The following is a 14,032-nucleotide window of genomic DNA, read 5'->3' as shown; positions in this document are numbered from 1 at the left end:
GCGAGCCGGCTATTCTAACCGCCGTTTACCAACTCGGCGTAGCGGTCGCAGTCCTGGGTGTGGTCCATGACCATGCCCGAGGCCTGCATCAAGGCGTAGCAGATGGTCGGCCCGACGAAGGTGAAGCCGGCTTTTTTCAGACCTTTGCTCATTGCCAACGCCTCGGGCGTGATGGCCGGCACTTCGGTGCGGTCCTTGAAATGGTTGATGATGGGTTTGCCGCCCACGAACGACCAGAGGAATGCCACCGGGTCCTCCAGCGCCAGCCAGGCCTGGGCGTTGCGGCGAGCAGCCTTTAGCTTTAGACGGTTGCGGATGATGCCGGGGTCGAGCATCAGTTCATCGATTTCGGCGTCGCTCATCTGCGCCACGCGCTGTACGTCGAAGCCGTACAGCACTTCCCGGTAGCGCTCGCGTTTGCGCAGAACGGTGATCCACGACAGCCCGGCCTGGAACCCTTCGAGCAAAAGCAACTCGAACAAACCCTGCGCATCGCGCAGCGGCGTGCCCCACTCCTGATCGTGATAAGCCATGTACAAAGGATCTTCGGAACACCAAAAGCAGCGTGGCATAAGGCTCCAGGGGGCGTGCGCACGAACGAATCGGGTATACTCCCGCTCTTTAAATCGCAGCCCAAGAAACAGGTGAATTTCGTGAGCCAGCCTACGCCAGCCGTGCGTACCTTCCAAGACTTGATCCTCGCCCTCCAGCAATACTGGGCCGAGCAAGGTTGCGTGGTACTTCAGCCCTACGATATGGAAGTAGGCGCCGGCACTTTCCACACTGCCACGTTTCTGCGTGCCATCGGCCCGGAAACCTGGAACGCCGCTTATGTGCAGCCCAGCCGCCGCCCGACTGACGGCCGCTACGGCGAAAACCCGAACCGCCTGCAGCACTACTACCAGTTCCAGGTGGTCCTGAAGCCGAACCCGGAGAATTTCCAGGAGCTTTACCTGGGCTCCCTCAAGCACGTCGGCCTCGACCCATTGGTGCACGACATTCGTTTCGTCGAAGACAACTGGGAATCGCCAACCCTGGGCGCCTGGGGCCTGGGCTGGGAAGTCTGGCTCAACGGCATGGAAGTGACTCAGTTCACCTACTTCCAGCAGGCGGGCGGCATCGAGTGCTACCCGGTCACCGGTGAGATCACCTACGGCCTCGAACGCCTGGCGATGTACCTGCAAGGCGTGGACTCGGTCTACGACCTGGTATGGGCCGACGGCCCGTTCGGCAAGGTGACCTACGGCGACGTGTTCCACCAGAACGAAGTGGAGCAGTCGACCTACAACTTTGAACACGCCAACGTCGACAAGCTGTTCGAACTGTTCGATTTCTATGAAAGCGAAGCCAAGCGCCTGATCGAGCTGGACCAGCCGCTGCCATTGCCGAGCTATGAAATGGTGTTGAAGGCGTCCCATACCTTCAACCTGCTGGACGCACGCCGGGCGATTTCCGTGACCGCGCGCCAGCAATACATTCTGCGTGTGCGCACCCTGGCGCGTTCCGTTGCGCAAGCCTACCTGCTGGCCCGTGCCAAGCTGGGCTTCCCGATGGCGACCCCGGACCTGCGTGATGAAGTGTTGGCTAAGCTGGAGGCTGCACAATGAGTGCTCAAGATTTCCTGGTTGAACTGGGCACCGAAGAACTGCCACCAAAAGCCCTGAACACCCTGGCCGATGCGTTCCTGGCCGGCATCGAAAAAGGCCTGCAAGCTGCTGGCCTGAACTTCGAAACCAAGCACGTCTATGCCGCGCCGCGTCGCCTGGCCGTGCTGATCACCGCCTTGGAAACGCAGCAGCCCGATCGCAGCATCAACCTCGACGGCCCACCGCGCCAAGCCGCGTTCGATGCCGACGGCAACCCGACCCAGGCCGCCTTGGGCTTTGCCAAGAAGTGCGGCGTAGACCTGAGCGAGATCGACCAGAGCGGCCCGAAGCTGCGCTATAGCCAGAGCATCAAGGGCAAGCCGACTGCCAGCCTTCTGCCGACAATCGTCGAGGATTCCCTGAACGACCTGCCTATTCCCAAGCGCATGCGCTGGGCTGCACGCAAGGAAGAATTCGTGCGTCCAACCCAGTGGCTGGTAATGCTGCTCGGCGACCAGGTCATCGACTGCACGATCCTCGCCCAGAAGGCCGGTCGCGATTCCCGCGGTCATCGCTTCCATCACCCGCAGAACGTGCGCATCACCTCGCCGGCCAATTACCTGGCCGACCTGCGCGCCGCCTATGTCCTGGCCGACGCCAACGAGCGCCGCGAACTAATCAGCAAGCGCACCGAAGAGCTGGCCACCCTGCAGGAAGGCACCGCCATCGTGCCGGCCAACCTGCTGGACGAAGTGACCGCGTTGGTGGAATGGCCGGTGCCGCTGGTGTGCTCGTTCGAGGAACGTTTCCTTGAAGTGCCACAGGAAGCCCTGATCACCACCATGCAGGACAACCAGAAATACTTCTGCCTGCTGGACGCCGAAGGCAAGTTGCTGCCGCGCTTCATCACGGTCGCCAACATCGAAAGCAAGGACCCGCAGCAGATCATCGCCGGTAATGAAAAAGTCGTTCGCCCGCGCCTGACCGATGCCGAGTTCTTCTTCAAGCAAGACAAGAAACAGCCCTTGGAAAGCTTCAACGAGCGCCTGCGCAACGTGGTGTTCCAGGAGAAACTCGGCAGCGTCTACGACAAGGCCGAGCGTGTTTCGAAACTGGCGGCATTCATCTCCCCACGTATCGGCGGCGACGCCCAGCGTGCGGCGCGTGCCGGCATCCTGTCCAAGTGCGACCTGTCCACCGAAATGGTCGGTGAGTTCCCGGAAATGCAAGGCGTCGCCGGTTACTACTACGCCCTCAACGATGGCGAGCCGCAGGACGTGGCCCTGGCGCTGAACGAGCAGTACATGCCGCGCGGTGCCGGTGCTGAACTGCCGACCACCCTGACCGGTGCGGCTGTGGCGATCGCCGACAAGCTCGACACCCTGGTCGGCATCTTCGGCATCGGCATGCTGCCCACCGGCAGCAAGGATCCGTATGCCTTGCGTCGTGCGGCGCTGGGCGTATTGCGGATCCTGATCGACAAGCAATTGGACCTGGACCTGAACGACGCCGTGGCGTTCGCCGTCAATGCGTTCGGCAGCAAGGTCAAGGCTGCCGGCCTGGCCGATGCGGTGCTGGAATTCATCTTCGACCGCCTGCGTGCGCGTTACGAGGACGAAGGCGTCGACGTCGCGACCTACCTGTCGGTACGTGCCCTGAAGCCGGGTTCCGCCCTGGACTTCGACCAGCGCGTACAAGCGGTGCAGGCGTTCCGCAAACTGCCGGAAGCGGCAGCGCTTGCGGCAGTGAACAAGCGCGTATCCAACCTGTTGGGCAAGGCCGAAGGTAATATCGCGGCCACCGTCGAAGCCAAGTACTTCGACAACGCCAACGAGTTTTCCCTGTACTCGGCGATCCAGCAGGCGGACCAGGCGGTCCAGCCAATGGCGGCGGCGCGTCAGTACAGCGAAACCCTGGCGCGCCTGGCGGCACTGCGCGAACCGGTGGATGCGTTTTTCGAAGCGGTGATGGTCAATGCCGAAGACGCCAACGTGCGGGCCAACCGCTATGCATTGCTGGCGCGCCTGCGTGGGTTGTTCCTCGGTGTTGCTGACATTTCGCTGCTGGGGTAACGCTTGAAACTGCTGATTCTCGATCGGGACGGAGTGATCAACCACGACTCCGACGCTTACATCAAAACGGTGGAGGAATGGTTGCCGATTCCTGGTTCCATCGAGGCCATCGCGCAGTTGAGCAAAGCAGGCTGGACGGTGACGGTGGCCACCAACCAATCGGGCATTGCGCGCGGTTACTACGAGCTTGCCGTCCTGGAGGCCATGCATGATCGCTTGCGCGAACTGGTGGCCGAGCAGGGCGGCGAGGTCGGGTTGATCGTTTATTGCCCGCACGGGCCGGACGAAGGCTGCGATTGCCGTAAGCCTAAGCCTGGCATGTTAAAAGCCATTGCCGCGCATTATGACGTTGCGCTGGCGGGCGTGTGGTTCGTCGGCGACAGCCTCGGTGACCTGGAGGCGGCCAAGGCCGTCGATTGTCAGCCAGTTTTGGTAAAGACCGGAAAAGGCGAGAAGACTCTGGGCAAGACCCTACCGGTGGGCACCTTGATTTTTGACGATTTGGCGGCGATTGCCGCTGAACTTATCCACAATTAGAGCTCCCAGACATCCTGATCAAGGATTGTTCGGGAAGCGCTTGAACCGCGGGCATTGCCCGCAATGGTAAACGCCGCTATGTCGATACTGCAGGCCATCAGAAGCTTCCTCTTTTACCTGCTGCTGGGCACCAGTTCCTTGTTGTGGTGCACGCTGAGTTTTTTTGTCGCGCCGTTCATGTCGTTCAGGACGCGCTATCGCTTCATCAATGTCTACTGGTGCCGCTGCGCACTTTGGCTGAGCAAGGTCTTCCTGGGCATTCGTTACGAAGTGAAGGGTGCCGAGAACGTACCTGACCGGCCGTGCGTCATCCAGTCCAATCACCAGAGCACCTGGGAAACCTTTTTCCTCTCGGCCTATTTCGAGCCGTTGAGCCAGGTGCTCAAGCGTGAGCTGCTATTCGTACCGTTCTTCGGCTGGGCCATGGCGATGCTGCGCCCGATCGCCATTGACCGTGACAATCCCAAGGTTGCGCTCAAGCAAGTGGCTCAAAAAGGCGATGAGCTGCTAAAGGACAACGTCTGGGTACTCATCTTTCCAGAAGGCACCCGTGTTCCCTATGGCACGATCGGCAAATTTTCCCGCAGCGGTTCCGCGTTGGCGGTTAATGCGGGACTGCCGGTGCTGCCGATTGCACACAATGCGGGCAAATTCTGGCCAAAGGCTGGTTGGATCAGAACACCCGGAACCATCACCGTGGTGATCGGTGCACCGATGTATGCAGAAGGCAGCGGCCCGCGCGCCATCGCGGACCTCAACGACCGGGTACAGGCTTGGAATGAACAGACGCAAAGGGAATTGGGTTCCCTTCCACCAGCCCCCGCCGCACCAGCAACGCCGGATAAGCTTGCTGTTTGAGAACTGTGGATAACCTGTGTACCGTTCCGCTCGATTTCGTTGCTTTTTGTTTTTAAGTTATTGTTTTAAAAGCATATTTCTTAAGCACATAAAACAACGGAAAAGGTGCATAAGTTTTTATACCGCTTTCGAAATCGCAGCTTCGACATCCACGCAGCTGCGATCCTTTCCTCAGTTCACCAGCGGAAACCGCAGGCTGAACGTTGTCCCTTTTCCCACTGCGCTGCGGCATTCAATCTGGCCGCCATGCCGGTCGACGACCGCCTTGACCATGGACAGTCCCAGGCCGATGCCATCCACGCCATGAGCCGAGGAAAAGCGACGATATTGGATAAACAGGTCCGGTAGCTCCCCAGCATCGATGCCTTTGCCTTGGTCAACCACATCGCAAGTCAGCCATCCTTCGGCGCAGCGAACGTGCAGTGAAATGCAGGTATCGCTCGTACTGTATTTAATGGCATTTTCCAGCAAGTTGAAGAGTGCGCGGGTCAGCAGCGGTTGGTCGGCGCTGACCGTCGCTTCGTCATCATCCAGTTGGTGTTGCAATTGAATGTTGTTGGCTTGGGCAATAGGTAACGCCTGGTCGATCACGTCCAGGATCAGCATGGCGAACAACGTTGGCCGGAACTGGTAGGCGTCGGACTCTGCCTTGGCCAACTGTACAAACCCATCAGTCAGGTCCAAGGCGCGCCGAACCTGACGCTCGATCTGATCAAATAATGGGCTGGCAGTCCCAGCGTCATGCCGGTGAACATCCAGCAATGCCAGGATGGCTGAATGGGGAGCGCGCAGGTCATGGGAGAGGAAGCGGAGCATGACGCTGCGCTGCTCTTCGGCCTCACGCTCGGCGCTCAGGTCAGTCAGGCTCATCAGCCAACCAATGGGCACATCGCCGTCAACCGGTAGCAACGCAGCCCTTTCAAGCCGCAGGCTACGTTCGCGGGTGTCACGAAACTCGACCAAAGGCAACGTGGACAAACGGTGGACAGAGGAGTGCGCCAATGCGGGATACCCCAGCCGTGCCAACTCTTCCAGTACATCACTGCCCACCAGCGCATGACCGAACAGCTCACGTGCCTTGCGATTACCAAGCAGTATGTTGCCTTGTGGGTCGCTGATCATCGTGGCTACAGGCAGATATTCCAAGCCATCGGCAATAAAGCGACGGGTGTCCCTCGTCCGGCTCATCGCTTGTTCCAATGCCATGACTTGGCCTTGTAGGCCGTCACTGCCGGTATAAGAGGCGCGGCGACGCTCCGGGAATACCTTCGGCTCCGCATCCAGGCGCGCCAGCTCCCAACCAAAGTAGGCCAGCACCACACTCAGGCGTCGCCAGTTCCAGATCAGATAACCGCAGAGCATGCCCAACAGACTGGCCGTCGGCGACCACGACCAACCCTGGATATCCAGCAGAGCGCTGACGAACAAAGCCACGCCCATGCCCGCTAGCGTCGTTCCCAAGGCAAGACGCGGGCGCACCAGCAGCGAACCCAATACGCAGCCCACCAAGCAGGCCGATAGCAAGGCGGCGCCTGCCCCATTGCGATCCGATTGCATGCAATACGACAGCAAAGCGGTCGCCGGTAATAACAGAATACTTATCCACAGCCATTCGCGAACCCAACGGCGAAACAATCGTTGGACTTGGGTAGGTTCACGACTCTCATGGCGGCGCGGGTTGCTCATAGGGACCCTGACAGAATATGGAGGGTATGGAGCATCGAACGATTAGCTCCAGATTCGAGAGAATAGCGGCTCAATAGTGGCATGTGGCTGCCTTTCCCTTGTTGCCACGAGCCGGTATTGTCTCAGCCTGCGACAGGAGAGTGAAACAGGTCATCTGCCAGGTTGCCTTCATCACTGCCTGTAGATGTCAGTATTATTCGAGATCAAGGAATCGCATCCCATGCGTGTCGCCATATTGGATGACGAACCGGCCGAACTGCGCCGAGTGGAACAGACACTGCAACAGATCCCCAGCAGGGGCGAGCAAGCCTGGACATTGCACAGTTTCGAACGAGGCGAAGACCTGTTACGCCAATTGCGCCGCGAAACGTTCGACCTGTTGATCCTCGACTGGCAGTTGCCTGATATCAGCGGACTGTCCTTGCTTCGCTGGACACGCGAGCATATGGACTCACCGCCGGCCGCCATCATGCTCACCAGCCGTGACGGCGAACATGACATCGTCCTGGCGCTTAACGCCGGTGCCGACGACTACGTCAGCAAACCGTTCCGTCCGAACGAACTCAAGGCCCGGGTTACCGCAGTGCTGCGTCGCCATAACCTGCAACGAACACCTGCCAGCGACGTTCTGGTGTTCAACGACCTCGAATTCGATGATGCCGAACTCACCGTCACCCGCGCCGGCATACCCATCAGCCTGACCGAACGGGAATACCGCCTGGCCCGCTGCCTGTTCGCCAACCTCGGACGCCCGCTGTCCCGGGAGTATTTTTATGAGCGCTTCTGGACACACGAGGAGATGACCTCGTCACGCCCGCTCGACACTCATATCTACCGGCTGCGAAACAAGCTTGGGCTGACTGCGGATCGGGGATGGCAGTTGCTGACAATCTATGGGTACGGGTATCGATTGGAGAGTGTAGCGGCGGGGAGTGAGGCTTCCGAGGCGAGTTAGCATAAAAAAAGGCCAACGCATAAGCGTTGGCCTTTTTCGTTGGGCAGGGCCGTCGGATCAGAAATCCAGGTTGGACACCGCCAACGCATTGCTCTCGATGAAGTCACGACGGGGCTCGACCGCATCCCCCATGAGGGTGTTGAAGATCTGGTCCGCGCCAATGGCGTCTTCGATGGTGACTTTCAGCATGCGGCGCGAGCCCGGGTCCATGGTGGTTTCCCACAGCTGATCCGGGTTCATCTCACCCAGCCCTTTGTATCGCTGGATGGTGTGGCGCTTGGTGCTTTCAGCCATCAACCATTCAAGGGCTTCCTTGAACTCCGTCACGGACTTTTTGCGCTCACCGCGTTGGATGTACGCACCTTCGTCCAGCAACGTGCTCAGTTGAGCACCGAGGGAGACCACGGTCTTGTAGTCGTTACTGCTGAAGAAGTCGCGGTTGAAGGTGACGTAGTTCGACAGGCCGTGGGAGATCAATTCGACCTCAGGCAGCCAGACATTACGTTCACGGTCTTCGCGCAAGCTGGCCTTGTAGACCAGGCCGGATTTTTCCACGGTGCGCAGGCGGACTTCGTACTGGGCCAGCCAATCCTGCATCGCAGCATGGTCGGACAGTTGCTCCAGGCTGACGGCTGGCAAGTAGATGAAGTGCTCTGTCAGTTCCTGTGGGTACAGGCGCGACAGGCGCTTGAGGGTCTTCATCACCAGACGGAAGTCGTTGACCAGGCGCTCGAGGGCTTCGCCGGAAATGCCCGGGGCATCCTCGTTCAAGTGCAGGCTTGCATCTTCCAGGGCCGACTGCGTCATGTACTCTTCCATGGCATCGTCGTCTTTGATGTATTGCTCTTGCTTGCCTTTCTTGACCTTGTACAGCGGCGGCTGGGCGATGTAGATGTAGCCGCGCTCGATCAGCTCCGGCAACTGGCGGAAGAAGAACGTCAGCAGCAGGGTACGGATGTGCGAACCGTCGACGTCAGCATCGGTCATGATGATGATGTTGTGATAACGCAGCTTGTCGATGTTGTACTCTTCGCGGCCAATGCCACAGCCCAGCGCGGTGATCAGCGTGCCGACTTCCTGGGAGGAAATCATCTTGTCGAAGCGCGCTTTCTCGACGTTGAGGATCTTGCCCTTGAGCGGCAGGATCGCCTGGGTACGACGGTTGCGACCTTGCTTGGCCGAACCGCCAGCAGAGTCACCTTCCACGAGGTACAGCTCGGACAGGGCAGGGTCCTTTTCCTGGCAGTCAGCCAGTTTGCCCGGTAAGCCGGCGATATCCAGCGCGCCTTTGCGGCGAGTCATCTCACGAGCCTTACGCGCCGCTTCGCGGGCACGGGCGGCGTCGATCATCTTGCCGACGACCAGCTTGGCTTCGTTCGGGTTCTCCAACAGGAAATCGGAGAAGTACTTGCCCATTTCCTGTTCCACGGCAGTCTTCACTTCGGAAGACACCAGCTTGTCCTTGGTCTGGGAACTGAACTTCGGATCCGGGACCTTCACCGAAATGATAGCGGTCAAGCCTTCACGGGCATCGTCACCGGTGGTGGCGACTTTATGCTTCTTGGCCAGGCCTTCCTGTTCGATGTAGTTGTTCAGGTTACGAGTCAGCGCAGACCGGAAACCCACCAGGTGAGTACCGCCATCGCGCTGTGGAATGTTGTTGGTGAAGCACAACAGGTTCTCGTTGAAGCTGTCGTTCCACTGCAGGGCGATTTCTACGCCAATGCCGTCGTCACGCTGAACGTTGAAGTGGAACACTTGGTTGACCGCGGTCTTGTTGGTGTTCAGGTACTCAACGAACGCACGCAGGCCACCTTCGTACTTGAACAGCTCTTCCTTGCCGCTGCGCTCGTCCTTGAGGACGATGCCAACGCCGGAGTTCAGGAAAGACAGTTCACGAATCCGCTTGGCCAGGATGTCCCAGCTGAAGTGGATATTCTTGAAGGTTTCGCTCGAAGCCTTGAAATGGATCTGGGTGCCAGTGGTCTCGCTGTCGCCAACGATCGCCATCGGTGCCTGAGGCACGCCATGGACATAAGTCTGTTCCCAGATCTTGCCGCTGCGGCGAACGGTCAGTACCAGCTCTTCGGACAGCGCGTTCACCACCGATACACCTACGCCGTGCAGACCGCCGGAGACCTTGTAGGAGTTGTCGTCGAACTTACCGCCAGCGTGGAGGACGGTCATGATGACCTCGGCGGCGGAAACACCTTCCTCTTTATGCACGTCTACCGGGATGCCACGGCCGTTGTCGCGAACGGTGATGGATTCGTCCGGGTGAATGATGATGCTGATATCGTCGCAATAACCGGCGAGGGCTTCGTCGATGGAGTTGTCGACCACCTCGAACACCATGTGGTGCAGGCCGCTACCATCGTCGGTGTCACCAATGTACATACCGGGACGTTTGCGTACGGCATCCAGGCCTTTAAGCACTTTAATGCTCGTTGAGTCGTACGTATTTTCTTCGCTCAATGCCTTCACTCCCGATGGTCGTGGGTCTGGGTGATACGGCCCTGTTCCACGTGGAACAGAGCGACTGGCGTTTCCGTCTGCCAGCCTTCCCTCAATAATTCGTGGTCTACACAGGTAATGAACACCTGGCAGCGTAAGTCTTCCAGCAAGCGGCACAACGCTCTGCGGTGGGCTTCGTCCAACTCGGACGGCAAGTCATCCACCAGATAAATACACTGACCGCGACGGGCCTGGCTGACCAGATGCCCCTGGGCAATACGCAAGGCACACACCACTAGCTTCTGCTGCCCCCGGGACAAAATGTCCGAGGCATTGTGTGCGCCCAATCTGAGACGCAAGTCAGCGCGTTGTGGCCCAGCCTGGGTATGGCCCATCTGCTGGTCTCGCTGCAGCGAGCCAGCCAGTACGGAGCTCAGTTCCCGGTCCTTGTCCCAGCCTCGGTAATAGCTGAGTGTCAGGCCCTCAAGCTCAACCAGTTCGCTCAAGGTCTGCTCGAAGACCGGTTTCAAGGCTTTGATGTAAGCGCGGCGGTATTCATCGATTTCAGCGCTGGCCTGGCACAGTTCCCTGTCCCAAACCGCTTGCGAAACGGCGTCAAGTGTACCATGTCGCAGCCAAGAGTTTCGCTGGCGCAGCGCCTTCTGCAGGCGTTGCCAAGTCGTCATGAAACGCGGTTCCACGTGGAACACGCCCCAATCGAGGAATTGCCGGCGAATCTTCGGTGCGCCCTCCAACAGGCGGAAGCTGTCCGGGTTTATCAACTGCAACGGCAATATTTCGGCCAGCTGTGCAGCACTACGGGCGTTCTGTCCATCGATGCGGATCTGGAACTCGCCTTGCCGGTCCCGCGAAACGCCCAGGGCGCTATGTCCGCCTTCCGCCAATTCCACCTGCCCAAACACTGTGCACGCCAATTGGTCGTACTGGATGACCGGTAAGAGGCGGGTGCTGCGAAACGAACGGGCAAGCCCAAGCAGGTGCACGGCTTCCAGGACGCTGGTCTTGCCGCTGCCGTTGGCGCCGTAAAGGATATTGATGCGGGGGGAAGGAGAGAAGGTCACCGGGTGCAGATTGCGCACCGCGGTGACCGAGACGCGACTTAAGGACATCTAGCTGGTTCTGGTTACAGACGCATCGGCATGACAACATAAGCCGAATCGTCGTTATCGGACTCTTGCACCAAAGCACTGCTGTTGGAGTCGGACAGGATCAGACGCACTTGCTCAGTGGTCATCACGCCCAGCACGTCGAGCAGGTAGCTGACGTTGAAGCCGATTTCCAGGGAGCCACCGTTGTACTCGACGCCGACTTCTTCTTCCGCTTCTTCCTGCTCCGGGTTGTTCGCCTGGATCTTGAGCTGACCGTTGGCCAGTTGCAGACGGATGCCGCGGTACTTCTCGTTGGACAGAATCGCGGTACGGCTGAAGGCTTCGCGCAGGGCTTGGCGATCGCCCAGTACCAGCTTGTCGCCACCTTTTGGCAGCACGCGCTCGTAGTCAGGGAACTTGCCGTCCACCAGCTTCGACGTGAAGGTGAATTCACCGGTAGTGGCGCGGATGTGGTGCTGGCCCAGCACGATGCTTACGTTGCCGTCCGGTTCGGTCAGCAGGCGGGCCAACTCCAGGATGCCTTTACGCGGCACGATCACCTGGTGGCGATCCGGCTGACCGATATCGGCCTGCATGGAGCACATCGCCAGGCGATGCCCGTCAGTGGCGACTGCGCGGATGACCCCGGCAGACACTTCCAGAAGCATGCCGTTGAGGTAATAACGCACGTCCTGCTGGGCCATGGCGAAACTGGTGCGTTCGATCAGGCGACGCAGTTTGCTCTGGTCCAGGCTGCAGGTCAGCGAGCCAGGGCCTTCTTCCACGGTCGGGAAGTCGTTGGCTGGCAACGTGGACAGGGTGAAACGGCTGCGACCAGCCTTGACCACGAGCTTCTGCTCATCAACCTTGATGTCGATCAGCGCATCGTTAGGCAGACTTTTGCAGATGTCCATCAGCTTGCGCGCCGGCACAGTGATAGAACCCGGATCGGCCGGTTCCTCAAGTTGCACACGACCGACCAGCTCGACTTCCAGGTCGGTACCGGTCAGCGACAATTGCTGGCCTTCGACAACCAGCAGCACGTTGGAAAGTACCGGCAAGGTCTGGCGGCGTTCGACGACGCCTGCGACCAGTTGCAGGGGTTTCAACAGGGCTTCGCGTTGAATGGTGAAATGCATGGTCTAGTCCCTTGCCTTAATAAGCTGCGCTGGTGGTCATCAAGTGGTCAGTGTACGCAGCAGGTTCTTGTAGTCCTCGCGGATGTCCGCGTCGGATTCCTTAAGTTCGTTGATCTTGCGGCAGGCGTGCAACACGGTGGTGTGGTCGCGTCCGCCAAACACATCGCCGATTTCCGGCAAGCTGTGGTTGGTCAGTTCCTTGGACAGGGCCATGGCCACCTGACGCGGACGTGCCACCGAACGCGAACGGCGTTTGGACAGCAGGTCGGATATCTTGATTTTGTAGTATTCGGCAACCGTTCGCTGGATGTTATCCACAGAAACCAATTTGTCCTGGAGTGCCAGCAGGTCCTTCAAGGATTCGCGAATCAACTCGATGGTGATGTCACGGCCCATGAAGTGCGAGTGGGCGATCACCCGCTTGAGAGCACCTTCGAGTTCACGGACGTTGGAGCGAATGCGCTGGGCAATGAAAAACGCAGCGTCGTGAGGCAGCTCGACCTTGGCCTGGTCGGCTTTCTTCATCAGGATCGCAACCCGCGTTTCCAGTTCCGGTGGCTCGACGGCCACCGTCAAGCCCCAGCCGAAGCGAGACTTGAGGCGTTCCTCGAGACCTTCGATCTCTTTCGGGTACCGGTCACTGGTGAGAATGACCTGCTGCCCACCTTCAAGCAATGCGTTGAAGGTGTGGAAAAACTCTTCCTGGGAACGTTCCTTGCGGGCGAAGAACTGAATGTCGTCGATCAGCAAGGCGTCCACCGAACGGTAGAAGCGTTTGAATTCGTTGATGGCGTTCAGTTGCAACGCCTTGACCATATCGGCCACGAAACGCTCGGAATGCAGGTATACGACCTTGGCATTCGGGTTCTTCTTTAATAGATGGTTGCCCACGGCATGCATCAAGTGGGTCTTACCCAAGCCGACGCCCCCGTAAAGAAAGAGCGGGTTGTAGCCATGCTTGGGGTTGTCCGCCACTTGCCAGGCCGCCGCGCGAGCCAATTGGTTGGATTTACCTTCGACGAAATTCTCAAAGGTAAAGGTCCGGTTCAGGTAGCTGGTGTGCTTGAGCGCGCCTTCGACCTGGACGGTGCGTTGTTCCGCGCGCACCGGTGCCTGCTGGGAGCTGGCGCCGGCCATCGGGTCGAAACTGTCGCGCGAAGGCTCTTCGCTGACCTCGGCGACTTTTTGTGTGTTGCGTTTGCTCGGGGCAGGCGCGGGCGCCGGAGCGGCATGGTTGTTGACCGGTGCCGGCGCAGACTGCTGGGCCTGTGACGCGGCAGCCGCCAGCGGCGCATTGGGCGCGGCGCGGGGGGCCGAGCTGCGCTTGCTGCCTATTAATAAGGACAACGCAGGCGCCATGCCATTGCCATGCTCGTCGAGCAGTTCCATGACCCGGCCCAGGTACTTTTCATTGACCCAGTCGAGAACGAAACGGTTCGGTGCATAGACACGCAACTCGTCGCCTTCGGCTTCGACCTGTAGTGGACGGATCCAAGTGTTGAATTGTTGGGCAGGCAGCTCATCGCGCAAAAGCTCCACGCACTGCTGCCAAAGTTCCACTGACACGGATATCCCCTAAGTTGAAAGCCGGTGAGGCAAAAACAAGCGGCCATTGTAGCGAGCAGACGTGCACTTA

Annotated in this window: 11 protein-coding genes; 5 read left to right on the top strand and 6 right to left on the bottom strand. The window is 59.1% G+C overall.

From position 1 onward, the window contains the following. Positions 1 to 14: 14 nt before the first annotated feature. Positions 15 to 572: a DNA-3-methyladenine glycosylase I gene (locus J3P79_RS00185; RefSeq protein ID WP_434607212.1), complete on the bottom strand. Its 558-nt coding sequence runs from the start codon at positions 570 to 572 to the stop codon at positions 15 to 17. Positions 573 to 653: 81 nt separating this feature from the next. Here J3P79_RS00185 and glyQ point away from each other — a divergent pair, with 81 nt between their 5' ends. From glyQ to J3P79_RS00165, 4 genes are all read left to right on the top strand, one after another. Continuing rightward, complete coding sequence (glyQ, locus tag J3P79_RS00180) at positions 654 to 1,607, top strand: glycine--tRNA ligase subunit alpha (RefSeq protein ID WP_022641565.1); 954 nt, start codon at positions 654 to 656, stop codon at positions 1,605 to 1,607. Beyond that, on the top strand, positions 1,604 to 3,658 hold the full coding sequence (glyS, locus tag J3P79_RS00175) for a glycine--tRNA ligase subunit beta (protein WP_434607210.1): 2,055 nt from the start codon (positions 1,604 to 1,606) through the stop codon (positions 3,656 to 3,658). Before glyQ ends, glyS begins: the two co-directional genes overlap by 4 nt. Positions 3,659 to 3,661: 3 nt before the next feature. Beyond that, positions 3,662 to 4,195 carry a D-glycero-beta-D-manno-heptose 1,7-bisphosphate 7-phosphatase gene (gene gmhB / locus J3P79_RS00170; RefSeq protein ID WP_434607208.1) on the top strand — a complete coding sequence of 178 codons (534 nt, stop codon included), beginning with the start codon at positions 3,662 to 3,664 and terminating at the stop codon, positions 4,193 to 4,195. A 78-nt stretch (positions 4,196 to 4,273) separates the two neighbouring features. Beyond that, positions 4,274 to 5,053 carry a lysophospholipid acyltransferase family protein gene (locus tag J3P79_RS00165; RefSeq protein ID WP_434607206.1) on the top strand — a complete coding sequence of 260 codons (780 nt, stop codon included), beginning with the start codon at positions 4,274 to 4,276 and terminating at the stop codon, positions 5,051 to 5,053. 171 nt (positions 5,054 to 5,224) lie between these two features. Here the strand turns inward: J3P79_RS00165 and J3P79_RS00160 are convergent, their stop codons facing one another. After that, complete coding sequence (locus J3P79_RS00160) at positions 5,225 to 6,739, bottom strand: PAS domain-containing sensor histidine kinase (protein WP_434607205.1); 1,515 nt, start codon at positions 6,737 to 6,739, stop codon at positions 5,225 to 5,227. 220 nt (positions 6,740 to 6,959) lie between these two features. On the opposite strand from J3P79_RS00160, the gene J3P79_RS00155 reads away from it, so the two are divergent. Beyond that, the gene (locus tag J3P79_RS00155) at positions 6,960 to 7,694 is read left to right on the top strand and encodes a response regulator transcription factor (RefSeq protein ID WP_434607204.1); all 735 of its coding nucleotides are present in this window, start codon (positions 6,960 to 6,962) and stop codon (positions 7,692 to 7,694) included. Positions 7,695 to 7,751: 57 nt separating this feature from the next. On the opposite strand, the gene gyrB is transcribed toward J3P79_RS00155, so the two are convergent. Genes gyrB through dnaA form a run of 4 tightly spaced genes read right to left on the bottom strand, consistent with a single transcriptional unit; the run spans position 7,752 to position 13,962 of the window. After that, entirely contained in the window at positions 7,752 to 10,169 is a 2,418-nt protein-coding gene (gyrB, locus tag J3P79_RS00150; RefSeq protein ID WP_039593247.1) for a DNA topoisomerase (ATP-hydrolyzing) subunit B, read from the bottom strand. A 5-nt stretch (positions 10,170 to 10,174) separates the two neighbouring features. Beyond that, the gene (gene recF / locus J3P79_RS00145) at positions 10,175 to 11,278 is read right to left on the bottom strand and encodes a DNA replication/repair protein RecF (RefSeq protein WP_434607202.1); all 1,104 of its coding nucleotides are present in this window, start codon (positions 11,276 to 11,278) and stop codon (positions 10,175 to 10,177) included. 14 nt (positions 11,279 to 11,292) lie between these two features. Next, on the bottom strand, positions 11,293 to 12,396 hold the full coding sequence (dnaN, locus tag J3P79_RS00140) for a DNA polymerase III subunit beta (RefSeq protein ID WP_003196145.1): 1,104 nt from the start codon (positions 12,394 to 12,396) through the stop codon (positions 11,293 to 11,295). 39 nt (positions 12,397 to 12,435) lie between these two features. Continuing rightward, complete coding sequence (gene dnaA / locus J3P79_RS00135; RefSeq protein WP_434607200.1) at positions 12,436 to 13,962, bottom strand: chromosomal replication initiator protein DnaA; 1,527 nt, start codon at positions 13,960 to 13,962, stop codon at positions 12,436 to 12,438. Between the last annotated feature and the right edge of the window lie 70 nt (positions 13,963 to 14,032).

The sequence above is a fragment of the Pseudomonas sp. R1-7 genome (assembly GCF_051132105.1).
GTDB lineage: Bacteria > Pseudomonadota > Gammaproteobacteria > Pseudomonadales > Pseudomonadaceae > Aquipseudomonas.
This window is presented reverse-complemented; position numbering and strand designations above follow the sequence as displayed.